Source organism: Paenibacillus sp. IHB B 3415, from assembly GCF_000802655.2.
GTDB classification, from domain to species: Bacteria; Bacillota; Bacilli; order Paenibacillales; family Paenibacillaceae; genus Paenibacillus_AQ; species Paenibacillus_AQ phytohabitans.
The window spans coordinates 34155-59005 of record NZ_JUEI01000003.1 but is presented as its reverse complement, the minus strand read 5'-3'; the positions used below and the strand labels follow the sequence as shown (position 1 = coordinate 59005).

Sequence of the window (24851 nt, the reverse complement as noted above, 5' to 3'; positions counted from 1 at the left end):
CTGCAACTACTACAAGAGAGGGGAGATAGCGAAATTGGAGTTTCAAAATAATTTTAAAGGTCATCTTTACGAGCAATATATTAGAATGCTGCATCTGAATGAGTTGTATACAGAACAAGAATTTAACTCGTTTCGGCAACAGGCCAGAAAGTACGAGATTGACATGCTCTCTAACAATATTACTAGTGTACACGTTATTGATTGCATTGGTGACTATGAACCGATAAATCATACCGGGATTGTGGAGAAGATGGGGTTGTCCAAAGCTGGCATTAATAAAATTTGTTCAAAGCTGTTGGAGATGGGCTTCATTATGAGAAGTCAACTGAACAACAATCGTAAGGAGATTTACTTTAGTTTAACGGATAAGGGAAGACACGTTTATCATTTGCATAAAGAGCTGCACAAAGAAAAAGAAGAAAGGTTTTACCAATTCATTGAATCCTATTCAGAGGCTGAACTGCAGACTATTGGAAAATTCATGAGTGATTTGGTGGCACGTGCTGAAGAATACTCCGAAGGGAAGTTTACGATAAATGACGACATTAAAGATTGAGGAATTAAGATCCAAGATCGAGGGGAAAGAAATTTTAAAAGGGCTCACACTGGAGATTCGGGGCGGAGAGATTCATGCGATTATGGGGCCGAACGGGACGGGGAAAAGTACGTTGGCTTCAGCTTTAATGGGCCATCCCAAATATGAGGTTACTGGGGGCAAGGTGACACTAGACAATAAAGATCTTCTGGAGATGGAGGTGGATGAGCGTGCCCGGGCAGGCTTGTTCCTCGCTATGCAGTACCCAAGTGAAATTGCCGGCGTGACCAACTCGGACTTTCTAAGAAGTGCCATCAATGCACGGCGTGAAGAAGGAGATGAGATGTCCTTAATCCGTTTCATCCGGGAAATGGAGAGCAAAATGAAGGGGCTGGAGATGAATCCGGAATTTGTGCATCGCTATTTGAATGAGGGCTTCTCCGGCGGTGAAAAAAAGCGGAATGAGATTCTGCAAATGATGCTGCTTGAACCCAAGCTTGTGATCCTGGATGAAGTGGATTCCGGGCTTGATATTGATGCACTGCGTATTGTGGCCAATGGTGTAAATGAGATGCGGAGCGCGGATAGAGGCTTTTTAATCATCACCCATTATCAACGGCTGTTGAATTATATTACCCCGGATTATGTGCATGTCATGATGCAAGGCCGGATAGTTAAATCTGGCGGTCCGGAGCTTGCCCACCGTTTAGAGGCAGATGGGTACGATTGGGTAAAAGAAGAGCTCGGGATTACGGATGAGACGGTAGGCGAGGAAGTTTAAGCGCCGGAGAGGAGGAACAGCAAGTGGGTATACAAGCAAGAAACTCATTGAATGTGGACGATGTAAGCGCGTTGTCAAGCGCTAAGAATGAACCTCGGTGGCTGCTTGAACGCCGGATTCAGGCACTCGAGCTGGCAGGGACGCTGGAGCTGCCTAGCGTGGAGAAAATCAAGCTTGAAAAATGGGATATCTACGAAAGTGGAGATTACAAGGCTGAGAATGCATGGCCGGGTTTGGAAGATGCGCCGGAGCTTGTTCGAGGTTTGGTTGCTTCTCCAGTGACAGGCGGACTAATCGTTCAGCTCAATTCGGATGTAGTGTATACGAGATTGTCCGAAAGCTTAGCCGCCCAGGGAGTAATTTTAACGGACCTGCATACTGCGGCAAAGGAGTATGAGGAGTTGGTTCAGCGTTATCTCTTTCAGGCAGTGAAGCCGGAAGAGCACAGATTGTCCGCTGTGCACAGTGCCTTATGGAGTGGTGGCGTTTTTCTATATGTCCCAGACGGTATAGAGATTGAAATTCCCATTCAAGCGATCTTTTATAGCGATACGAGCGGGGTGCGTTTTGCTCCTCACATCTTGATTGTGACTGGTAACAACAGCAAGATCAGCTATGTGGATCATTATATATCGAGCAGAGATGATATCAAGGTTTTGCATAACGGTGTGGTAGAGGTGTTTGCAGGTGCAGGCTCCAAGGTGCAGGTCGCTTCTGTTCATCAGCTTGCTGCAGCAACAACGGACTTCACCCAGCGGCGTGCGGCTGTGCTTGCGGATGGCGGTGTAGAATGGATTGTCGGCGAGATGAATAATGGCTATACCGCCAGTGATACCAAGACATTACTCCAAGGCAACGGGTCCATCTCTGACGCTAAGGTGATTGCGATAGGCTCTGGGGACCAGAAATTGAGTTTTACTACGCAAGCCCAGCATTTTGGCAGAAGCTCGGTGAGCCAAATGATCACACGCGCAGTAATGCGTGAAGAAGCTACAGCCATTATCAACGGGATTACAAAAATTGAAAAAGGTGCAACCCATTGTGATGGTCAGCAAACAGAACGTGTACTGATGTTAAGTCCAAATGCGCGCGGCGATGCCAATCCGATCCTGCTGATAGATGAGGATGATGTAACCGCCGGTCATGCTGCATCCGTGGGGCAAGTAAATGCGGAACAAATCTATTATCTGATGTCGCGCGGGATCTCACGGAGTGAAGCCGAATATCTTGTTATTTTCGGATTCCTCGCTCCTGTCATTTCGGAGATCCCGCTGGAGGGAGTGCGTAGCCGCCTGCAGGATGTAGTGGAGAAAAAGCTTGGCAGATCATAGAGAATCAAAGCCAATCAAAGTGAGTCTTATGAGGGTTAAAAGGAGTGATACTAATGGCTAAAAAAGCGCCGGATATGGGTGAATATAAATATGGGTTTCGCGATGAGCACCAGTCTATTTTTCAATCTGGAAAGGGTCTGACTGAAGAGATTGTCCGGGAAATTTCCCGAATCAAGGAAGAGCCGGAGTGGATGCTCGATTTTCGGCTGAAAGCTTTGAAGCAATTCTACAAAATGCCGATGCCTGGGTGGGGAGCGGATTTGTCCGGGCTAAATCTTGATAACATCCAATATTACGTTCGCCCTTCCGAAAAACAGGGAAAGACCTGGGAGGAGGTTCCCTCCGAGATTAAAGCAACCTTTGACAAGCTAGGGATTCCTGAAGCGGAGCAAAAGTTTCTGGCAGGCGTATCCGCTCAATACGAGTCGGAAGTAGTCTATCACAGTATGCGGAAGGAACTGGAGGATCAGGGCGTTGTTTTCCTTGATACGGATACTGCTTTAAAGCAATATCCTGAAGTGTTCAAGCAATATTTCGGAACGATCATCCCTCCCGCCGACAATAAATTTGCTGCGCTTAACAGCGCAGTTTGGTCAGGTGGCAGCTTTGTATACATCCCGAGAGGTGTTCAGTGTGAGGTTCCTATACAAGGGTATTTTCGTATTAATTCTGAAAATATGGGACAATTCGAGCGGACATTAATTATTGCCGAAGAGGGTAGTTTTATCCATTATGTTGAAGGATGCACAGCGCCTATTTATAGTACCAGTTCTCTGCATAGCGGAGTTATTGAAATTATTTGCCGGAAAGATTCCCGTGTCCGTTACACGACAATCCAGAATTGGGCTCCTAATATCTACAACTTGGTAACCCAAAGGGCTGTGGCAGAGGAAAATGCCACAATGGAATGGGTGGACGGCAACATTGGCTCCAAGGTAACCATGAAGTATCCGGCTGTAATATTGAAAGGAAGGGGAGCCAAGGGGTCCATTCTGTCTATTGCCGTAGCCGGTAAAGGTCAGCATCAAGATGCCGGCGCGAAGGTAATTCACCTTGCTCCCGAGACAACATCTACGATTATATCCAAATCCATCAGCAAGCAGGGTGGCAAAGTAAACTACCGGGGACTGTCCAGCTTCAGTCGCGATTCCGCGGGCTCCAAGTCTAATATTAAGTGTGATACGTTGATTTTGGACAACCTGTCATCATCAGATACGATTCCGTACAATGAAATTAAAAACGATCAGATTACTTTGGAGCACGAGGCAACAGTATCCAAAGTGTCCGAGGAGCAATTGTTTTACTTAATGAGTCGCGGGCTTACAGAACAAGAGGCCACACAAATGATTGTAATGGGCTTCATTGAGCCGTTTACCAAAGAATTGCCGATGGAATATGCCGTTGAAATGAATCGGCTGATTCAATTTGAGATGGAAGGAAGCATCGGTTGATTCATAAAGGAAGTACGAGGTGTTGGTAATGAAGAAAAAGAATTCGGACAATTCAGAACTAGCTCAACTTACCCGGGAGATACGAAAACTTCAGTTCTACTACAATATGCTGTCAGGATTGAGCGCAAGCTGTGGTGCGTTGATACCTTTAGACTCTGTTTATACGCTTATAAGGGAACTTTCGGATCAAGAGGCCAGTCTTAGGCAAAAAGCAAAGGATCACTCAGACTATCCAGGGTGAAAAAGGCTTGAATTGACTGTTGGCAAAACAATGAGAGGAGCTGGCATAATGGAGGAGAATGGAATTTTATTCGATGAAGTATCGGAAGTGCTACTCAAACTACGTCCTTTCTTACTGCGTGACGGTGGTGATGCTGAACTCGTCGAGGTTGAGAACGGTATAGCCAAATTAAGATTTTTGGGAGCTTGCAACGGTTGCCCAAGTGCTACGATTACGTTAAAGGCTGCTATTGAGCGCGCAATTCTTGAGGAAATCGATGATATTAAAGAAGTTGTACAAGTATTCTAAATTCTTTTAACAGAAGAGGCTGTTCATACAAAAATCCGCATAGAAGATGTCGCCGGAAAGGAACCTCTTCATGGGTTCCTTTTTCAATAATCATACCGTTCTTCATCATGAGGATGACATCCGCAGAGAAAAAATGCCGAATCAATTAAGACTTACGAAGGAAAGGATTGATTTAATATGTTCGAGAAAATTTTCGTGGCCATCGATAAATCTGAAATAACTAACAAAATCCTTGAAGCAACCGTTGAAATTGCACAAAACAAAAATACTCAGGTAACTTTGGTGAATGTCAGCCATGCATATGTAAACAGCGGAATGCCATATATACCAGAGAGCTACTTGGAAGAAATGTTAAATGAGATGGAAAAGATGAGTTTAGAACAGCTTCAACAAGCCCAATTCAAATTAGCGGCTGAAGGGATCTTTGCAGAAACGATCCATCTTAAGGGAGACCCTGCGCATGAAATATTAAATTATGCAAAAAACACCAAACAGCAACTAATTATTATTGGAAGTCGGGGGCTAAGCGGTATAAAAGAAATGATGTTAGGTAGTGTCAGTCACAAAGTTTCACAGTTATCGAATTGCCCCGTCCTGATTGTTCACTAAATTTCATACCGGATCGGCTCCCTTACGGGCGATCCGCAGGATGCGGTTGCCTTCTTCCTGAGTTAAGCCGCCCATTTTCCCAACTATGATCCCTGATGGGGAACTAGTTGGATTTTCTCCACTTGCTCATGAACGGAGGCACCCTTGCCGGGCAACAGTTGGATAATCAGCACTTAATATGCCGGAAATAGTCCACAGTAGAGGGAATGCATGAAATTAAATGACGTTTATACAACTAATTACTCCAGACACTCCGAAACGTCCAAATTAAGATACGTTTATCCAATTACTAATGTTATCAATCGATTGATGCAGATGTTCAGTTAAGGGATGAAATGAAGGCGAACCAGTATGTTGGGCCTAATCTGCTGGTCAGTGGATGAGCTACTTGATTCGGTATGGGGCACTCAGGAGTGATCCTCTGCGAGTTTATCCACCTGCTTGTAGTAAGACGCACGTAAACCAAGTTCCCGCATGTACTTTCCTACTGTCCGCTCGCTAATAATGTAGCCCTCTTCCCTTAAGAGGAGGGTGATCCTTGGACTGCCGTATTGGCCGTGGTTAGCCTCAAAGAGGTAAGCGACCCGCTTTAGCAGTAAGGCTTTGCGCTTCGCCTGAGGGCTGACTTCGGTACTTCTCCATTTGTAAAATCCGCTCCGCGATACTTCAAGAATGCTGCACAGCCTCTCTACCGAAAATTCGGAGCTATAGTCTTCGATGAACTGAAATCTTTGTGCTTTAGATTGCGGAAGATATGCGCGGGTCTTTTTTAGGACGGCAAGCTCCTCTTCTTTTGCCAGCACCTGCTTGTTCAGTTCGTGAATCTTCTCTGCAAGGATAGACTTTTCACCCTTATTATTCATTCTCATACCCACCCCGTAAATTCCAGAATACTTGCCTTCGCCGACTGTGTCTCGGACTGTGCACTCTTACGCCATTCCTTGGGCGACGTGCCCATTAGCTTAGAGAAACAGCGGTTGAAGCTGGAGATGGAATGAAACCCCACCTTTTCAGAAATCTCAAGAATAGAATCCTCGGTGCTCTTCAGCTGCTTACAGGCCTCTTCGATCCGGGTACTGCTAAGGAAATCTAGGGGGGCGGTGCCCATCATTTCATGGAATTTGCGGCGGAAGTGGGTGGTGCTCAGGTGGCAGAGGTCGGCCAGGAAGTCGATAGTCATCGGCAGCATATAGTTTCTGGTGATATACTCCAGCGCCGGGGAGATGACGAAGTCGCCCTTCAGATTATGCCCTGCTTCCTGATCGGTCAGCGCCTCATTCGTGGAATGGATTCGGAGCAACTCGATATACAAGGACAGCAATAAGCCGTAGGCGCTCTCCTGATAATAAGGCTTCTGCTGCTGCAATTCCTCCACGATCGACGTGGCCAAGCTATACACCATGGGATGCTTATCCTTATTCAGGATACAGTTCTTCCCCAGCACCGCCCACAAATTCGGCTCGAAGTTGCTATAGGCGCTTTTGAAGGAATGCTGAAAGAGGTCCTCCGGCGAGAAAAAGAGATAAGACCACAGACTGGCCTCACCCGGAGAACTATACGTCGTATGCGGAAGGTACCGGGGGAGGAAGGTCACATCACCTGCTGTAAAAGGTACAGACTCGCCTTTGATCTCCATGATGCCGCTATCCGAATAACAAATCCCAATCTCCAGGTGGTTATGGAAATGCAGGTGCTCACTCTTGATATCGGAAATCTTCCAGCGTTCCCCGCTTAACAGCAGCACAGGGAAATGGATCGGCAGGCTGTAGTGGCGGTACTCGATGACGGGTTTCTTTTTTCTGGGCATATCCGGGGACTCCTCTATAATATTAAAATAGATAAATGGTCGAAAATGCGCAGTTTTGCTGTGGATATGCTTAGATATAGAATATTTTACTGCTTACAATGGAGTATGTAAAGCGCTTGCAAATGAGACGGATAGTAAGCGCTATTGAGGCGCGTGAGACAAGAGAGGGGTATGAAGATGATTCAAGTGGATTTCAACAGGGAAGAGATTCTGAGCATTATTGACAAGGTCACCAACAAAACACTGGCGATGGACTTAACATGGGACTGGCCTTGCGGCGTAGCTTATTATGGGGTATCCAGAGCTTATCAGACTACAGGGAACAAGGAGTACCTGGATAGACTGGTTAAGTGGGCGGATGAATATATTGAGCTGGGGCTGCCAGACTGGACGGTCAATACTTGTGCCATGGGCCACATGCTGATCACCTTGTATGAAGCGACAGGGGAGCAGAAATATTGGGACATTGCCATGAGCAAGGTGGAATACATCCGTAAGAATGCGCTGCGGTTCGGAGACAATGTGCTGCAGCATACGGTATCGATTTCTAATGATTTTCCGGAACAGGCTTGGGCGGATACGCTGTTTATGGCGGCATTTTTCCTGCTGCGTGTAGGCAGTAAGCTGAAGGATCAGGAGCTGATCCAGGATGCCCTCAACCAATACTACTGGCATATCAAGTATCTGCAGGACCCTGGCACCGGCTTCTGGTTCCATGGCTACAACAATGTGAAGCAGGATCATATGTCCGGATTATACTGGGGCAGAGCGAATGCCTGGGGTGCGTATACGATGTCGCAGGTGAAGCCGCTTTTGAAAGACTGGTATTTGTATCCGCAGTGTATGGACGTGGAATGTTCGCTCCGTGATCAGCTGGCGGCGCTGAAGCTTGTCCAGACGGAGAACGGCTTGTGGCGGACGGTGCTGGATGATGAGGAATCTTATGAAGAAGTATCGGCATCCTGCGGCATTGCGGCGGCTATGATCAACAACGGCAATCCGCTGCACACCAAATATGTGCAAAAAGCGTTAAAAGGCATTCTTGCAAACATCAGCGAAGACGGACGTGTCCTGGGCGTATCCGGCGGCACAGCCGTAATGAAGGACCGCGAAGGGTACCGCAATATTCCAAAAGACTGGATTCAAGGCTGGGGCCAAGGCTTAGCACTTGCTTTCTTGTCCGATATGCTTAAATAGGAGGGAACCGAATTGTCCAAACCATCAACAGGCGCTTTCACACTGCCGGGAGAATCCGGTTACGAAGCGCTAACGCTTGAACTCGCTGAACGCTGGGGTGCCGATGTCATCCGTGACAGTGACGGTACACAGTTATCTGATGAGATTATCAATGCCGGATACGGCATATATTCTACAGTCTGTATCATCCGGGACCATAATGAATGGGCGTCACAGAACCCGGATAAGCTGCAGCAGAGCTTCCTTATTACGAATCCGAAGGTGGCTGTACAAGATTATTTGTCGGTCTACCTGATGGAGGATTTCTTCGCTGAACAGTTCAGAGTGAATGATTCCCGTGAGGCGTTCAAGTACTGGCAGGTGTATGACCGGACGACCGGTGAGGAAGTGCCGCGAGAGCAGTGGAATTACGACCGGGAATCAGGCAATGTGGTGCTTACGGGAATCGCGCCTTGGCATAAATACACCGTCAGCTTCATGGCCTACCGGATCTGGGAAGAGATCTCCATGTACAATCACACCACGAACAACTGGAACAAAGAGCATCTGATGCAGATTGATCCTATGTATGCTGACACGCAGAAATACCTGCTGGACTGGATGGAAGACTGGTGTGTGAAGCATAAGGAAACAACGGTTGTCCGGTTTACTTCCCTGTTCTATAATTTCGCCTGGATCTGGGGCAGCAGTGAGCGTAACCGCCATCTGTTCTCAGACTGGGGTTCATATGATTTCACGGTGAGTGCCAGAGCTCTGGATCTGTTCGCGCAGCAATACGGCTATTCGCTGACGGCAGAAGATTTCGTGAACGGCGGCAAATACCGCGTCAGTCATATCCCGGCGGAGCAGCGCAAGCTCGACTATATGGCTTTTATCAATGACTTCGTGATCGGATTCGGCAAGCAGTTAATTGATATTGTGCATAAGCATGACAAGCTGGCGTATGTCTTCTACGATGACAGCTGGGTTGGCGCAGAGCCTTACAATGACCGCTTCGGTGAGTTTGGTTTCGACGGGATGATCAAATGTGTGTTCTCGGGATATGAGGCAAGGCTCTGTTCAGGGGTGAAAGTGGATACGCATGAGATCCGGCTGCATCCGTACTTGTTCCCGGTGGGTTTAGGCGGCGCGCCTACCTTCATGGAAGGGGGAAATCCGACACTGGATGCCAAAAAATACTGGATCAACATCCGGCGTGCCCTCCTGCGTGAGCCGATTGACCGGATTGGCCTGGGCGGATATCTGCATCTGGTCGAGCCTTACCCGGATTTCTGTGATTACATCGAGAAGATTGCGAATGAATTCAGAGAGATTAAAGAGCTGCATCACCAAGGCAAGCCATATCATATCAAGACCAGGGTAGCCATTCTGCACAGCTGGGGCAAGCTGAGATCGTGGACCTTGTCCGGCCACTTCCATGAGACGTATATGCATGATCTGATTCACATTAATGAAGCTCTATCCGGTTTGCCGGTTGAGGTGCAGTTCATTGATTTCGAGGATATCCGCCAGGGCGTGCTGCAGCATGTGGATGTAGTGATTAATGCAGGCGGCGCCGGTACAGCCTGGAGCGGCGGGGACTACTGGAAAGACAGCAAGCCGGTGGATGTCCTGACCAAATGGGTGTATGAGGGCGGTACCTTTATCGGGGTTAACCAGCCTTCGGCGGTTGAGGGTTACGACAGCTACTTCAGAATGGCGCATGTTCTGGGTGTGGATGAGGACACGGGTGCGCGGGTAGCTCATGGCAAATGGGCGTATGAGGTTCAAGCTGAGCAAGGTCTGGTGCCTGATGGCGCCAGCATTACACCGAAGAACGGTATCCATCTTACGGATGGTTTCGCTGCGGTGCTCAGTGAGGTAGACGGCAAAATCACGCTATCTGCGAATAGTTTCGGTAAAGGTAAGGGAATCTACCTGCCTTCCTTCGAATTCGGCTGGGAGAATACCCGCCTGCTGCTGAACCTGATCCGCTATGCCGGTAAGGAGCTACAGGATACGAAGTACATCCCGGATAACCTCTATACCGAGTGCGCGTATTATCCGGAGAGCAAGATGCTCGTCGTGATCAATAACAGCGACCAGCTGCAAAAGACTACGATCGAGACGGAGTATGGGCTACAGACTCTGGAAGTAGAACCGTTTGATACGATTATTCAGACTATTGGGGAATAATGAAAAGCTCAAGCCTGGGGTGTTATGCCGGGCTTGGGCTTTTTGTGTTGTGTGAGGTGTAAACGGGCCCAATGTATGCTGAAAATCGAATACAATGTGCCGGCGATAGAGTAAATGGGCTTAATGTATGCGAAAAACCGAATACAATTTGCCAGCGATAGAGCGAATGGGCCCAATGTATGCGAAAAATCGAATACAATGTGCCGGCGATAGAGTAAACGAGCCTAATGTATGCGAAAAACCGAATACAATGTGCCACTAGAAGGATGGGCAGCGGCCGGAAGTCCAAATATTCACCGCAGTGACGACTAAGCTTTTAGTTAGTATCTTAAGTTCAGCTTATATAATATAAATTATGATAGTATAAAGGTATATTTAGTTTTCCCCGCGGGGGTAGAAAAGGGAGCAGCATGAGAATCATTATATCACCAGCCAAGAAGATGAAGACGGACACTGATTTCTTGGATTACCGCCAAGTGCCGCAGTTCATCAGCGATTCGCAGACTCTTCTGGCCTTATTACGCAAGTTGAATTATGAAGAAGCCAAAGCGCTATGGAAATGCAATGATGCCATCGCCACGCTGAATATGGAACGGATCCGGGAGATGGATGTCACCAGGAATCTGACGCCGGCTATCTTCTCATATGAGGGAATACAGTACCAGTACATGGCGCCCGGGATCTTTCAGACGGAGGAGCTGGACTATCTTCAGCAGCATTTGCGGATTTTATCCGGGTTCTATGGAATCGTTAGACCTTTTGATGGCGTAGTGCCGTACAGGCTGGAGATGCAGGCTAAGCTGGGTGGGACGGGCTTCAGTTCTCTCTATGAGTTCTGGAATAGAAGGCTGGCGGACCAGCTGCTCGCGGAGAGTGACATCATTCTGAACCTGGCTTCCAAGGAATACAGCAAGTGTATCTCCCCGTACATTGGCAAGGACGCTCGAATGATTAGTGTGGTGTTCGGGCAGGACATCGGCGGCAAGGTGGTTGAGCGGGCGACGCTGGTCAAGATGGCCAGGGGTGAAATGGTCCGCTACATGGCCGAGCGGCAAATTACCCGCGTGGAGGATATCAAGGGCTTCGACGGGTTTGATTTCGCATTTGCGGAAGCCTTGTCGGATGAGAAGACGTATGTGTTTATCCAACAGAAGCGCGATAAGAATGAAATGGTAGAGTAAGCCATACAACGGGTAATCTTGAAGACGGTTGAATAACCGGATTTGGGATTGCCTTTTTTTGTTAGGAAGATTATCTAGATGAATACAAGAAAATAACAATAGCGCAAAGGATCGGAGGGGGATTTTGGAACTGTAGGAGCGCTTAAGTTCAGCCTGTAAAGATGTGAAACTATGGATTTTTAAAGGGAATGACCCAAAGTAAAGAGAATAAATCTTGAATGGAACCAGAACAGGTTAACGAGGAGGACTTATGATTTTGAAAAGAGATCCATTGGACAAGCAGAGCTTACTTAAAGAACTGGATTCACTAGGTTACTCCGACAGAATCAGAAAAGTAACGACATTGGGCCGTGATCACCTGGGATCAGCCCAGTACTCCGAATTATTGGCCTCATTACTGGAGGGCGGTGCGTATGAAGCGCGCCTTGCCTTAATGGGTGCCATCGCCACACTGGATGCCCCGCTTATTCTGTCTGCGCTGCGGCATCCCCTGGCAAGTATCAGGAACACGGCTGCGGGTCTGCTATCCAAAGCAGCTTCAGATGAAGAGATTGAACGTGAGCTCCCGCATTTATCACATGATTGCCGCCGCAAGCTGCTCCGCACCATTTCACAGATAGGCCGTCAGGAGCTGGCGGAACGCCTGTTACCCGTGGTATACGCCCGGTGGGGAGCGGAGGAGGCAGCAATTATACTGCAGGCCTGCCATAAGGCAACGGTTAGGACGTGGCTTGCGGATATCGGTTTTGCCATCAGAGACTGGAAGAAGTTAGCCAGCCGGCATCTTGATGTAGTAGCGGAATACTTCGCGGCAACGCTGGAAAGCGCACCACTCAGGGAAAAGGGGCATGTCTGGTCGAGGTTCTCGTCTGCTATGGAACATCTGTGCAATCATAAGGCGGATCTGATGCTTGCGTGTGCACTGAATCACGATCCTATGGGAATTATACATCCTGCACTCAAAGAACATCTGGGCACACTTGTACGCCAGAATCCGGATAAAGTGTTTCAGCTGCTGACACAAACGGAATTGCGGAGTGATCTGCTGTCCCATGGTGTTCCTGAGGCTGTGCTGAAAAGAAAGAAAGTTCTGTCCATAGACCAGTGGATGGGGATTGCGAAAATACTCGCAGATTACCCTATGCATGTAGCGAAGCTGCTTGAACATATGGCGCCGTCTAACCGCAAGGTGATTTTTGATGCCGTGTATGAGGAGGATAGACGCAAAGGGCGTATTTTCCCGGAAAAATTACTGTATGTATTACCGCATGCCTTGCGTGATAAGGAAGCTGCCCGGATGCTTGGCCTTCGTGAGATCAAGGATAACCGGGACCGGACCCTCCGTATTACCGCCTGCCGCTCCATTCTTCATTCAAGAGAGCAGCTTGAGCTGGCCACACGGGTCTCCAGTGCAGACGAACGTGCTACGGCGCTTATGCAGCTGATACGAAGTACGGTTCTGTCGAGGCGGGGGATGAATGAAACCCTGGTATATCTGGGCCGGATTAAGAATGACCAGGACCCTGTCCGCAGCGCAGTGTTCAAGGAGCTGTCAGAAAGTCCTGCGTCTGTATACGAGGATGCCCATGTGCAGTTGCTTACTTTACTCGTTGATAGTGTTATCGATGCCAGAGATACCTCGCATGGTACGAAGTTCTCTGTCCAGCAGCTGGCCTTTGCTATTCTGCGGCATAACGCAGGGCAGCCTCACGGTGAGCTGTTCAAGTTTGCGCTAAATACAATCAAGAAGCTGGCCAAGCAGAACGGGCAGCTATCCCTTCCGTCACTGGAGAAACTGCCCCAGGGCGTAGAAGAGAGGATCTTCGACAGCATTTATACCTTTGCTGCACAGGCCAACCGGACAGAGAACTACTATCTGGTAATGAGCCTGGCGGGTTCTTTTGGCAAAAGAGGTCACGGTATTATTAAACTTCAGAATCTGTTAAAGGAAGCCACGAGGGCCAAGGCAGATGCAATAGCTATGCGTGCAACCCGGCTCTGGCTTGAACCACATCAGACGCGTGATGCCCGAGTTAAGGAACTTTTGGCCTCGGATAAATCGTATATTACGATCCATGAAGTGTTCCGGCATCTGCACTTAAAGCGTCAGGAGTGGCTCGATCCGTTTATTTCGGGAGCTGTGATCAAAGGCAGGTTTCTGTCAGGCAAAACGATTTATCCCGTGCCGGCGGAGAGCGGATTCTACCGGTGGCTGCCGCGTCAGCAGCAAGCTTACCATTCTGTATTAGCAAAAATTGCTGGCGATCCTAAGCGCAGTCTGTCCGAGCGTGCAAGAGTGATCAGGATCATGGCCGGTATGCCTGATCTTGACCCGGACAGGCTGCTTGGACTGGTTCAGGATAAGGAAGTCGCTGTAGCAGAGGCGGCGCTTCATGCCCTGTCACTGCTGGAAGAGCCGGAGAAGGCGCTCCCCGTTCTGCTGGACAATCTGGATGGAGACCGGGCCCGTGTGGCCATGTATTCGATCCCGAGGTGCATCCGCAGAGTGAATCCGGTGTTATTGGCTGCCATGCTGAAAGAGCTGCTGAACCGGGATAAGCTGAAGATTACGGTCCGGAAAGAAGCGATCCGTTTGCTTGGTACGTATAGAAGTGAGGACAGCCTTCCGCTGCTCCTGAACGAGCTCGGCAAGCCAAGCGCCCATAAGGATGTGATCATCGCCATAGGGCATGCTGCCAAACAGCTTTTGGATGATGAACGCAGCTGGGAGATTCTAAGGGCCATCGCTGCTTCCCCGCAGAGTGATATCGCACTAAGCTTATTATCCCAGCAGCCTAATGCTCTTCCGCTTGACTATAGACCGCGCTATCTGGCCTTAATCATTGAGATTGCCAATCATCCGGATACGTTCGTTGGCAGGTATGCTTTTGCTGCTATGATTTGGTGGAACAACGGAAATGAGGACGTGATTGCTGCTGCCGCTGCTCAGGCGATTACGGACCTGGAAGACAGCACCAGATGGGAAGCTGCGGTGAACACGCTGATCGAAACCTGCCGCGACGGCAAGGTCAACGAGGTTGTAATTGGTGTTTGCCGGAAGCTGGCCGGTACAGGGATAAGCGGGGATTGGAATGCAGCAGCGGGAAGAGATTTGCCTCACCGGCAGCGCCTCCAGAAATTAATTAACCAGCTGACCTCGTTGCCGAAGAATACACGTATCCATCTTATCCCTTTGTACCTGGGACTGATCGATTGTCACGCAGCCGATGAGACTTTACAGCAGCTTGTGATGAAGTTGTATATCGCAGCCATTGACTGGAATAACGTGGAGGAATCCGCCGCGTATCTGAACCGGATGGTTGATGGTATGTCAGATCAGCCGCAGCTGTTAAGCGAAGCGTACAGCCAGATCGCCCATAGTATACAAGACAGCACAGGATACTGGAATCCGGAGACTCTGCTCGAAATTGTGGATGTGCTAGGGGCTGGACAGCGCTACGAATCCCCGTATATGGGACTTTCATTGCTGGAAGTAGCAGGACAGGCTCTACATTGGAGCCCGGAACCGGCAGAGCGTTTGCGGTCGTTCAGAAATCACACGAACCTTGCGGTCCGCTCGCGTGCGCTGAATATTTGGACAGCGAGGGAGTAGAGGTTAAGCGGACATGATCCATAGCGTTGTTCCTGATTGACAATGCGCATGTACTGGCTTTTCCGGGATAACGGCTCAGAAAGAAAGAGAGGCTACACGCTATGAAAATCCTTATAACAGGCTTCGAGCCGTTTGGCGGAGAGCTTGTCAATCCTTCGCTGGAGGCGGTACAGCGTCTGGAGAATTACATTGGCGGTGCGGAGATCATTAAGCGGTCTCTGCCCGTGGTGTTCCAGAAGTCGGTGGAGACACTGATCAGCTATATGGAGGCCGAAAAGCCGGATGCGGTGATCTGTATCGGACAGGCGGGCGGGGTGAGCGGCATTACGGTGGAACGGATTGCAGTTAATCTGATGGATGCTCCCATTGCCGATAACGAGGGCTGCCAGCCGGAGGATGTGCCGGTCTGCGCGGACGGACCGAATGCCTATTTTTCCAGCCTGCCTGTCAAAAGAATTGTTCAGAGAATCAAAGACAACGGCCTGCCGGCCTTCCTCTCGAACAGCGCTGGAACTTATGTCTGCAACAACACGATGTACGGTCTGCTCCATCACATTGAACAGCATTATCCGGCTATGCGCGGCGGCTTCATCCATGTGCCCTATATCCCTGAGCAAGTGCTCGATAAGCCGGGTAAGGCCAGCATGGCGCTGGGTGATATCGTTAAGGCTGCCCGGATTGCTATATCTGTGATAGCTTCATATGCAGAATAGGCCAAGGCTGGCCTTGTTCATCCCGTTCAGACCGGTCATAGACCTGGAATCCCAGATGCTCATAGAACCTGAGAGCCTGGGGATTTTGCTCATTCACATCCACGTAAAGTACGTTTAGAGTGTGCAGGGCATAAGTGACTAGCTGCTTACCAATGCCTTGTCCTCTGACGGCGGGGTCTACGAACAGCATTTCAATCTTCTGCTCCTGAACGCCGATGAAGCCGAGATAATACTCCTGACCGGTATAGGCAAGCAAATGGGAGACATGTGCGATACCTTGATGAACCAAGGGACGTAATCCTTCAATATCCTGTTCTGTTAGGAAAAAATGCGTGGCACGGACCGCTGATTCCCAAATGTCCAGCAGCTCTTGTGATATATTCTGATCTCTGTCAGTAATTTTTTGTATCCGGTTCATAGGCTCCTCCTGGCAATTTTGCTATGATTATAGCATACGACAAGTAATGGATTCTGAGGCTAATTTCATATATAACTGAATCGAGATGAAGCGGCTTGAAACCAACGGTTAACCTGATTAAGTTCGGCGGAATCACATTCATTCTTTCCGGCATTCTCTTTTTTGCCCAGTATCTGTTTATGATGCCTATGCCTGCTCCCCCGCTGCCGGATGCTGAGCTGATGTCCTGGTTGCAGGAGTGGCGGTTTAATATCTCCATGGCAGACGAAGTGCTTATCTTCGCCGCATTACTGCTAATGCCCTCCATCGTGGCCTTGTACCGGCTGTTGGTGAAGGGGGATTCCATTCGAACGATGCTCGGCTGCGGCTTATTTGCGGTCACCATTCCCGTCTATATAATCATGGTTGTTATACTGGGCCGGTTAGTATATCCGGTGTATGACATTGGACTTTCCCCTGACCTCTACAGGCTGGTTATCAGCATTTATTATGGGGGCATGCACTGTATCGCGCTTATCTTAGGGTTAGGGACTATTCTGCTCAGCCTTGTCATCCGAACAAGCAGAATCGGCAGGTTCACGGCCTACTTTGGGCTTTTGGCAGGGGTGTTCGATCTGATCGGCTCGTTTCCTTGGCTAATAGGTAACGTAATGAACTTTGTAGCACAGCTGCTGTTTGCAGCCTGGTTTGTCATTCTTGGGGTTAGGATGGTGAGCGTAGCGAGGGAGTAGGAGGGGGAAGACATGCAGGGCAGCAGAAGATTATCGGGGTGTGCATCGGCGATGGCAGCCGCTCTAAGGATGAATTCATTCAGGCTCAACCGTTCGCTGTCACTCCTACCCTACTAAATCCTGCACGAAATACAACATTTCTCTATTAATATCAGTCCTATTCGGGAATTGTTGTATAAAAGGCAGGATTTCGCCTTCCAATGGGCGGTTGAGCGGGACAATTCTTGTAATTCATACAACAATCCTGACGAGGTGTCTATTATTTAGGGGGCAGAGTTGTAATACGTACAACATTAGGGTGTTTATGCGGTTGAACGTAAGAGTCGAGCTAGTCTAGGGGCCACGGTTTGGACAAAACAACGCAATTCGGGGTGCAAGTGTGAAAAGACTAATGACGGGGAAATAAATACTTGATACAATGACCGTATATTAGTGAAAATATTCACAAATAAAACATACAGATGATTGCAAAAACGGGTGTGATTGTATATTATATTTATATACATTATTAAAGTACATTTGTAAAAGTCGGAGGCTATATGATGGCGACACATCGCTTGAACAGTATGGAAGTTAAAAAGATGAACCGGAACGCCATTTACCGATATCTGTATCACCGTGAATCTACTTCTATTCAAGAGATTGCGCAGGCGCTCAATCTAAGCCTGCCTACAGTAACCCAGAACCTAAAAGAGCTGCAGGAAAGAGAGCTGATCGAGGAGACCGGACTGTTCGAATCCACCGGCGGCCGCAAAGCCAAGTCGATGGCCTGCAACAGTGTGGCGAGATATGCCATCGGGCTGGATGTGACCCTGAACCATGTGGGGATAGTCATCATTGATCTTAGCGGCAGAATCGTTAAGAATGTCAGAAACCACTTCCCCTTCGCGAACAGCGAGGTCTATTTCCAGGGGGTGGGCAAGCTGGTGGAGGATTTTGTGGAAGAATGCCAGCTTGACCGCAGCCGGATTCTGGGCGTGGGGATTGCGCTGCCCGCGATTCTGTCCGATGACCGCCAGACGGTGAGCTATGCCACAGTCATTGATTTCAAAGGCGGAAGTGTCCGGCGGTTCGCCGAATTCATCCCTTATCCCTGTGTGCTCAGCAATGATGCGAACGCGGCCGGCTTCACCGAATTGTGGGGGGAGCAAGACATTCACAATGTAGTCTATTTATCCCTTAACAACAGCGTGGGCGGTTCAATTATAGTTAGTAACCAGATCTATGCCGGTCAGAACCACCGTGGCGGAGAGTTCGGACACATGACGATTATGCCTGAGGGCCGTACCTGCTATTGCGGGCAGAAGGGCTGTGTGGATGCCTATTGCTCAGCTAGAATACTATCGGACAGCACCGGGGGCAGCATTTCTGAATTTTTCCGGCTGTTGCGGGAGGGGAATGAGCCGCAAAAGGCCATCTGGCAGGAGTACCTTGGCTATCTGGTGATTACAATTAACAACCTGCGGATGCTGTACGATTGCGATGTAATTCTCGGCGGTTATGCCGGAGCGTATATGGAGGAATACATTGATGATCTCCAGGCGCTCGCGGCCCGGAAGAACACCTTCGAGCAGGACGGCACCTACCTCCGGGTCTGCAAATACAAGCTGGAGGCTACTGCCGTGGGAGCCGCGCTGGAACTGGTAACGGAGTTTATTGACAGCATCTAGCCATATAAGACGGAGACAAGGGATTTCCACCGCGAGCAGCGGTACAAATCAGGAAATCTGGGGACGTCAGCGGCCGGAAGTCGAAATATTCACCGCAGTGACGACCGGGCCTTGAGTTAATATTCAGCATTCAGCTTATTTGAACCGTGGATTTAATCAAAAGAATATCCTGTTCTTCTCCCGCGCCTCCGGAAGAGGGACGGTGCTGCATCTGCAGCTCCGCCCTCTTCCGGAGGCGTTTATGTATGTCCGCTTTATACAGAAAACTGCCAATTGACTGCGTTTCCACTACGGTTTAAGTTTTTGTTGACTTCAATACAAAACTGGCTATAATCTTATTTAGAAGGTTTTATAAAAGTACTTTAGTAACAATTGGAGCAGGCGGGAAATCAGTTCATCATATGGGGGGAAAGGAATGGAAGAGAGCATTAAACTCAGGGTGTCACAGATCGAGAAGTCCTTTCCGGGGGTCAAGGCGTTAGACAAGATTGATTTCAAGGTGAGAAAAGGTTCGGTGCATGTCCTGTGCGGCGAGAACGGTGCAGGTAAATCAACCCTCATGAAGATCATCAACGGCATTCACCAGCCGGATGGCGGGCAGATCTTCATAGACGAGAAGCCCGTCAGAATCGGCAACCCGATTCAGGCACGGAGCCTGGGGATTTCGATGATATTCCAGGAGCTGAACTATGTGCCGGAAATGACAGTGGAAGAGAATATCTTTCTCGGGAATCTGCCGGCGAACCGGTTCGGCAAGGTGGACTGGAAGCAGGTCAGAGCGCGTACAAAGGAGCTGCTGCGTGCAGAGAATCTGCCGTATTCCCCGACTACCCTGCTCAAGGATCTGACGGTGTCCGATATTCAGATGCTGGAAATTATGAAAGCGATTTCGTACAAGTCAGATATCATCATCATGGATGAGCCTACCTCTGCGATTACCCACGAGGAAGTAGATAAGCTGTTCGTGAAGATCAGGGAGCTGCAGGCCCGGGGCGTCAGTATTATCTATATTTCGCATAAGCTGGACGAGATTTTTCAGATCGCCGATGAGATTACCGTATTCCGGGACGGAACGGTAGTGGAGAGCCATCCCAAGGAGAAGTTGGACATTGAGACGGTGATCTCGCTGATGGTCGGCCGCAAGCTTACCAATACCTACCCGAAAGAAGAAGTAGAGATTGGCGACACCTTGCTGAAGGTAGAGAATCTGAGCGGTCACGGCGGTTATGAGAATGTAAGCTTCCATGCACGTAAGGGGGAAATGGTCGGCTTCGCCGGACTGATCGGGGCAGGGAGAACCGAGGTGATGCGTTCGCTCTTCGGGCTTGATCCCATCGCCTCCGGGCAGGTGTACATCAAGGGCCGCGAGGTCACGATCAAGAACGTGGAGCAGAGCATCAGGCATGGTATGGTCATGCTCTCCGAGGACAGACGCAGATACGGGATCATTCCTATGCGGTCGGTGAAGGAGAATACGACCCTGTCTTCCCTGAAGAGCGTGTTCTACCGCTTCCGGCATCATGCCAAGGCCGAGCAGGATATCGTGTCGGAGATGTTCCAGAAGATGCGGGTGAAGACACCCTCGATGGATACAGTCATCGCCTCGCTGAGCGGAGGCAACCAGCAGAAGGTGGTGCTGGCCAAATGGATGATTCTGGGTCCGGATATTCTTATTCTGGATGAGCCTACCCGGGGCATCGACGTGGGCGCCAAATACGAAATCTATAAGCTGATGACAGATCTGGTCAAGGAGGGCAAGGTCGTCATTATGGTCTCCTCCGAGCTGCCCGAGCTGCTGGGGATGTGCGACCGGATTTACGTGATGGCCAAGGGCACGATTACCGGGGAGATCAGCCGGGAGGATTTCACCCAGGAGCAGATTATGAAGTACGCCACCGGAACGATTACATCAAATGAGGTGAACTGAATTGAAAGAGATGAATTGGAGCCAATTCTGGAGCACATTTAAAAAGACGTACAGCATCTATCTGGTGCTGCTGGCCTTATTTATTGTCTGTTCTTTTGCCAACCCGAACTTTCTGTCCATTAATAACCTGACCAACATCTCCACCCAGCTGGCGGTAACTACCATCCTGGCGTTTGGCCAGACCCTGCTGATTATCAGCGGGATGCTGGATTTATCGCAGGGCTCTGTGCTGGCCCTTTCCGGAGTGTTTGCTGTATCCGCTTACAAATCTACAGGTTCCTTTACAGCCGCTATTGTCGTCGGCATCGTGACCGGCGTGGTGTGCAATATTGTCAATGCCGTGATGGTCAGCACCTTCAAGACGCCGCCATTCATTGCGACACTGGCCATGCTGACGATGGCCCGCGGGGTTGCCCTCCTCTTCACCAAAGGACAGAACATCCTGCAGCTGGGGGATTTCACCGTCCTCGGCCAAGGCTCCATCGGCTTCATTCCTATCCCCGTGCTATTTCTGATTGCCTTTGCCCTTATCACCTGGTACATCCTGCGGCATACCAGGTTCGGACGCTCGCTGTTTGCAGTGGGCGGGAATGAAGAAGCGGCTACCGCTTCAGGTATCAACGTATCCAAGGTTAAATACACGGCTTTCATCATCAACGGTATCTTCGTAGGGGTTGCCGGAATTCTCTTCATGTCCCGGGTGAATGCCGGGCTTCCCAACGGTGCAATCAACTATGAATTCACGGCGCTGACGGCGGCGATCATCGGGGGCACCAGCTTCTCCGGCGGGATCGGTTCGGCGGGCGGCACCTTGGCTGGCGCCTTCATTGTAGGCTTCCTGGATAACATCATGAACCTGACCAATGTCGACTCCTACATGCAGCAGATTATTCGCGGGGCCATCATAGCGCTGGCGGTAATCTACGATATCCGGTCCAAGAACCGCAGAACCAAGAACACACTTGGCAGAATTGAAGACAAGAACGGCAAGAGCAGCGGACGCAAGAGGGAGCAGAGTCCGGGAATCGCCAAGTGACCCGGTACAGGTAAGAGGATGTCCAGGCAACCGGATTAAACAGCGGCGCTGTTTAAAATAAATAAAAGGGGAAAAACAATGAGAAAAACATGGATCACCTTAGTTTCGATGCTGTTGGTACTGGGACTGCTAGCAGGCTGTGGCAATTCGAATACGGCAAGCTCCTCCGATTCAGGAGCGCAAGGAAGTAACAGCGGTGAGAAAGTATATAAGGTTGCCTATATCGCCCGTGCGCAGTCTGACTCCTTTGCAGCCTGGCTTGCCAACGCCGTGAAGGAAGAAGCCAAGAAATATCCGAACATCAAGCTGGAGGTCTTCGACGGGCAGGCCAGTGACGATAAAGAGAATTCCATGATCGAGAATGCCATTACGAACAAATTCGACCTTGTCATTGTGCAGCCGAATAACGGTGAAGCGCAAAGACCTTACGTAGAGAAGGTGATCAAAGCCGGTATTTTTGCCATCACTACTAATGCACGCATCTCCGGCATTGAAGGAGCTTCAACCGTGGATGCCGATCCTTACGAGCAGGCTGGAGTCAATGCCCGCGCAGCGCTGGATCAGATCCCGCAGAATGCCAAGGTCGTTGTATTGAACGGCCCGTCCGGGAACTTCCACGCTGACAAGCGCAGAGAGAGCTGGCAGAAGGAATTCTTCGACAAACGTCCGGATGTGCAGATCGTCGGCGAACAGATTGCCAACTGGAACAAGGACGAAGCGATGAAATATATGGAGGACTGGGTTCAGGCCAACGATACCATCGATGCTGTTGTTTCTATGAACGACAATATGGCGGCAGGCGCGATTGAAGCGGTTAAGGATAATGCCAAGTTCAGCAGCATGCTGGCTTATGGTGTGGATGGAACGGCAGAGGCGTTTCAGCTGATCAAGGAGGGCAAGATGACCTCCACTTGTCTGCAGAATGCTTTTGAGCTGGCAGAGAAGTTGCTCGATACCAGTAACAAGCTGCTGACCGGTGCGGAGAAACAGATCGACACTGATATTGGCAACCCGCTGATTGCCAAGGATAACGTGGATGAGTATATCGAATTGCTGGAGAAGGCAGAGGCCTTGAAGTAATTCAGATGGTTATACAGAACGCTAATGCCCCTGAGGAGGAGAAACTTGTGAAGAACAGAGCCTTTTATATGACAGAGCTGAAGAAATTGGAAATGAATGAAATTGACATGCCGGTAGCCAAAGAGGGCGAGGTTGTTGTGAAGCTGGAATATGTCGGGATTTGCGGCTCAGATGTGCACTATCTGGAGTATGGCCGGATCGGTGACTTCGTGGTCGACGGAGATTTCATCCTGGGGCATGAATGTGCCGGAGAAGTGGTGGAGCTGGGACCAGGGGTGAAGCATCTGAAGGTAGGGGACCGGGTTGCGCTGGAGCCTGGAGTCACCTGCGGCCAGTGTGAGTTCTGCAAGAGCGGCAAGTATAATCTCTGTCCGGATGTACAGTTTCTGGCGACTCCGCCTTACCATGGCTGCCTGATGGATTATATGGCATTTCCGGAGAATATGGCCTTCAAGCTTCCAGACAGCGTATCTTCAGAAGAGGGGGCACTGGTGGAGCCGCTGGCGGTGGGCCTGCATGCTGCAGCACAAGGCGGAATTAAGCTGGGTGACCGTGTTGTGATCCTCGGAGCGGGCTGCATCGGACTTGTCACACTACTGGCCTGCAAGGCATATGGGGCAACGGATATTGTGGTCGTAGATATCATTGAGAAGCGGCTGGAAGCAGCGAAGAAGCTGGGCGCATCCCGGGTAATCAACGCCAGGCAGGAGAATGTTCTGGATGTAATCGCTGAACTGACAGACGGTCAGGGCGTAGATAAGGTCATTGAAACAGCGGGAAGCGAGCATACCGTGAAGCAGACGCCTTATCTGGTCAAAAGAGGCGGAACGATTGTGCTCGTCGGACTCGCAGCCAAGGATATCATCGACTTCGACTTTATGCAGATTATGTTCAAAGAAGCCGACATCAAATCGGTATTCCGTTACCGCAACCTGTATCCTGCCGCCATAGGAGCGATTGCCGACGGTAAAATTGACGTCAAGGGTATCGTGACCCATGAATTCAACTTCGAGGATACCCAGAAGGCTTTTGATTTCGTAATCAATAACAAGGAAGATGTGGTGAAGGCCGTAATCAAGATGGGCTGACAAAATCCATAAGATTGCTGATGCAGAGCCGTCCTTTAATGGGGCGGTTTTTTTTAATTGACAAGGTTTTGCCGTCTCGCCTCCATAAGACCTATAAAAATTGGGATTAAACCTTTAATTTGCAGAGAGAAATGTAAACGCTTACCTTATATAATTTACTCGTGAAGGAGGACAAGTAAATATCTGGGAGATAACTCAGGATAAGTTAGATTCTGCGGACAGAGGCTACGGGCAAGTGAGGGCGGGGAAGAAAGGCTGTACACAACAAATTATTCTTAGGAGGTAATTCAATGTTTAAGTTAAACAAGAAAATTCTAACGGTATTGATGGCAGCCACCATGAGCTTCAGCGCGTTTGCAGCGACCTCAAGTGCAGCGACAGATTATTGGCAGAACTGGACTGATGGCGGAGGTACAGTCAATGCTACGAACGGATCTGGCGGGAATTACAGTGTGAACTGGTCCAATACCGGAAATTTCGTGGTCGGTAAAGGCTGGAATGTTGGGTCGCCAACACGAACAATCAACTACAATGCAGGCGTCTGGGCGCCGTCCGGCAACGGGTATTTGACCCTGTACGGCTGGACAAGAAATTCACTCATCGAATATTACGTTGTTGACAGCTGGGGTACTTACAGACCTACCGGAACGTATAAAGGCACCGTGACCAGTGACGGGGGCACCTATGATATCTATACGACTACGCGGACCAACGCACCCTCCATTGACGGTACAGCAACGTTCACCCAGTTCTGGAGTGTAAGACAGTCGAAGAGAGCGACGGGCAGCAACGTGGCTATCACTTTCAGCAACCATGTTAACGCATGGGCGAGTAAAGGCATGAATCTGGGAAGCAGCTGGTCGTATCAGGTCCTTGCTACAGAAGGGTATCAGAGCAGCGGCAGTTCTAATGTAACGGTGTGGTAACAGGCAGCTGACAGGCACTAACCGGGTTCCGGTTATTCAGAAAGACGGCTGAT

General features: G+C 49.5%; 21 protein-coding genes. 18 read left to right on the top strand and 3 right to left on the bottom strand.

Annotated elements, in window-relative coordinates:
* Window positions 1-34 precede the first annotated feature (34 nt).
* From QW71_RS02000 to QW71_RS01970, 6 genes are all read left to right on the top strand, one after another.
* A complete protein-coding gene (locus tag QW71_RS02000) occupies window positions 35-556 on the top strand; it encodes a MarR family transcriptional regulator (RefSeq protein ID WP_039292613.1) in 522 nt (173 codons plus the stop codon).
* On the top strand, window positions 537-1316 hold the full coding sequence (gene sufC, locus QW71_RS01995) for a Fe-S cluster assembly ATPase SufC (RefSeq protein WP_039292533.1): 780 nt from the start codon (window positions 537-539) through the stop codon (window positions 1314-1316). Before QW71_RS02000 ends, sufC begins: the two co-directional genes overlap by 20 nt.
* 23 nt (window positions 1317-1339) lie before the next feature.
* A complete protein-coding gene (gene sufD / locus QW71_RS01990) occupies window positions 1340-2647 on the top strand; it encodes a Fe-S cluster assembly protein SufD (protein ID WP_039292529.1) in 1308 nt (435 codons plus the stop codon).
* Window positions 2648-2700: 53 nt separating this feature from the next.
* Window positions 2701-4098 (top strand): Fe-S cluster assembly protein SufB, encoded by a 1398-nt coding sequence (sufB, locus tag QW71_RS01985; protein ID WP_039292526.1) that lies wholly within the window; start codon window positions 2701-2703, stop codon window positions 4096-4098.
* A gap of 289 nt (window positions 4099-4387) precedes the next feature.
* Window positions 4388-4627, top strand: coding sequence for a NifU family protein (locus QW71_RS01975; protein ID WP_038596501.1), 240 nt, complete (start codon window positions 4388-4390; stop codon window positions 4625-4627).
* 177 nt (window positions 4628-4804) lie between these two features.
* Complete coding sequence (locus QW71_RS01970) at window positions 4805-5236, top strand: universal stress protein (RefSeq protein WP_039292518.1); 432 nt, start codon at window positions 4805-4807, stop codon at window positions 5234-5236.
* Between the two features lie 407 nt (window positions 5237-5643).
* Here the strand turns inward: QW71_RS01970 and QW71_RS01965 are convergent, their stop codons facing one another.
* Window positions 5644-6099, bottom strand: coding sequence for an IS3 family transposase (locus QW71_RS01965; RefSeq protein WP_052769836.1), 456 nt, complete (start codon window positions 6097-6099; stop codon window positions 5644-5646).
* Between the two features lie 2 nt (window positions 6100-6101).
* Complete coding sequence (locus QW71_RS01960; RefSeq protein ID WP_039292517.1) at window positions 6102-7043, bottom strand: AraC family transcriptional regulator; 942 nt, start codon at window positions 7041-7043, stop codon at window positions 6102-6104.
* A 177-nt stretch (window positions 7044-7220) separates the two neighbouring features.
* Here QW71_RS01960 and QW71_RS01955 point away from each other — a divergent pair, with 177 nt between their 5' ends.
* The 5 genes from QW71_RS01955 to pcp all read left to right on the top strand — a co-directional run bounded on the left by QW71_RS01955 (window position 7221) and on the right by pcp (window position 15922).
* Window positions 7221-8240 (top strand): glycoside hydrolase family 105 protein, encoded by a 1020-nt coding sequence (locus tag QW71_RS01955; protein ID WP_039292607.1) that lies wholly within the window; start codon window positions 7221-7223, stop codon window positions 8238-8240.
* 12 nt (window positions 8241-8252) lie between these two features.
* The gene (gene gnpA / locus QW71_RS01950; protein WP_039292515.1) at window positions 8253-10415 is read left to right on the top strand and encodes a 1,3-beta-galactosyl-N-acetylhexosamine phosphorylase; all 2163 of its coding nucleotides are present in this window, start codon (window positions 8253-8255) and stop codon (window positions 10413-10415) included.
* Window positions 10416-10825: 410 nt separating this feature from the next.
* Window positions 10826-11596 (top strand): peroxide stress protein YaaA, encoded by a 771-nt coding sequence (yaaA, locus tag QW71_RS01945; protein WP_039292511.1) that lies wholly within the window; start codon window positions 10826-10828, stop codon window positions 11594-11596.
* A 250-nt stretch (window positions 11597-11846) separates the two neighbouring features.
* The gene (locus tag QW71_RS01940) at window positions 11847-15209 is read left to right on the top strand and encodes a HEAT repeat domain-containing protein (RefSeq protein WP_039292507.1); all 3363 of its coding nucleotides are present in this window, start codon (window positions 11847-11849) and stop codon (window positions 15207-15209) included.
* Window positions 15210-15310: 101 nt separating this feature from the next.
* Complete coding sequence (gene pcp / locus QW71_RS01935) at window positions 15311-15922, top strand: pyroglutamyl-peptidase I (protein ID WP_039292500.1); 612 nt, start codon at window positions 15311-15313, stop codon at window positions 15920-15922.
* Here the strand turns inward: pcp and QW71_RS01930 are convergent.
* Entirely contained in the window at window positions 15891-16340 is a 450-nt protein-coding gene (locus QW71_RS01930; protein WP_039292497.1) for an acetyltransferase, read from the bottom strand. The two genes, pcp and QW71_RS01930, sit on opposite strands and share 32 nt — an antisense overlap.
* A gap of 95 nt (window positions 16341-16435) precedes the next feature.
* On the opposite strand from QW71_RS01930, the gene QW71_RS01925 reads away from it, so the two are divergent.
* The 7 genes from QW71_RS01925 (at window position 16436) to QW71_RS01895 (ending at window position 24798) form a co-directional block, all read left to right on the top strand.
* The gene (locus tag QW71_RS01925) at window positions 16436-17071 is read left to right on the top strand and encodes a hypothetical protein (protein WP_039292494.1); all 636 of its coding nucleotides are present in this window, start codon (window positions 16436-16438) and stop codon (window positions 17069-17071) included.
* 539 nt (window positions 17072-17610) lie between these two features.
* Complete coding sequence (locus QW71_RS01920; protein ID WP_200905871.1) at window positions 17611-18741, top strand: ROK family transcriptional regulator; 1131 nt, start codon at window positions 17611-17613, stop codon at window positions 18739-18741.
* 415 nt (window positions 18742-19156) lie between these two features.
* Complete coding sequence (locus QW71_RS01915; RefSeq protein ID WP_039292488.1) at window positions 19157-20668, top strand: sugar ABC transporter ATP-binding protein; 1512 nt, start codon at window positions 19157-19159, stop codon at window positions 20666-20668.
* A gap of 10 nt (window positions 20669-20678) precedes the next feature.
* Window positions 20679-21704: an ABC transporter permease gene (locus tag QW71_RS01910; protein WP_039292603.1), complete on the top strand. Its 1026-nt coding sequence runs from the start codon at window positions 20679-20681 to the stop codon at window positions 21702-21704.
* A gap of 78 nt (window positions 21705-21782) precedes the next feature.
* Window positions 21783-22784, top strand: coding sequence for a sugar ABC transporter substrate-binding protein (locus QW71_RS01905; RefSeq protein WP_039292485.1), 1002 nt, complete (start codon window positions 21783-21785; stop codon window positions 22782-22784).
* A gap of 47 nt (window positions 22785-22831) precedes the next feature.
* Window positions 22832-23872, top strand: coding sequence for an NAD(P)-dependent alcohol dehydrogenase (locus QW71_RS01900; protein ID WP_039292465.1), 1041 nt, complete (start codon window positions 22832-22834; stop codon window positions 23870-23872).
* A gap of 290 nt (window positions 23873-24162) precedes the next feature.
* Entirely contained in the window at window positions 24163-24798 is a 636-nt protein-coding gene (locus QW71_RS01895) for a glycoside hydrolase family 11 protein (protein WP_039292464.1), read from the top strand.
* The last annotated feature ends 53 nt before the right edge of the window (window positions 24799-24851 follow it).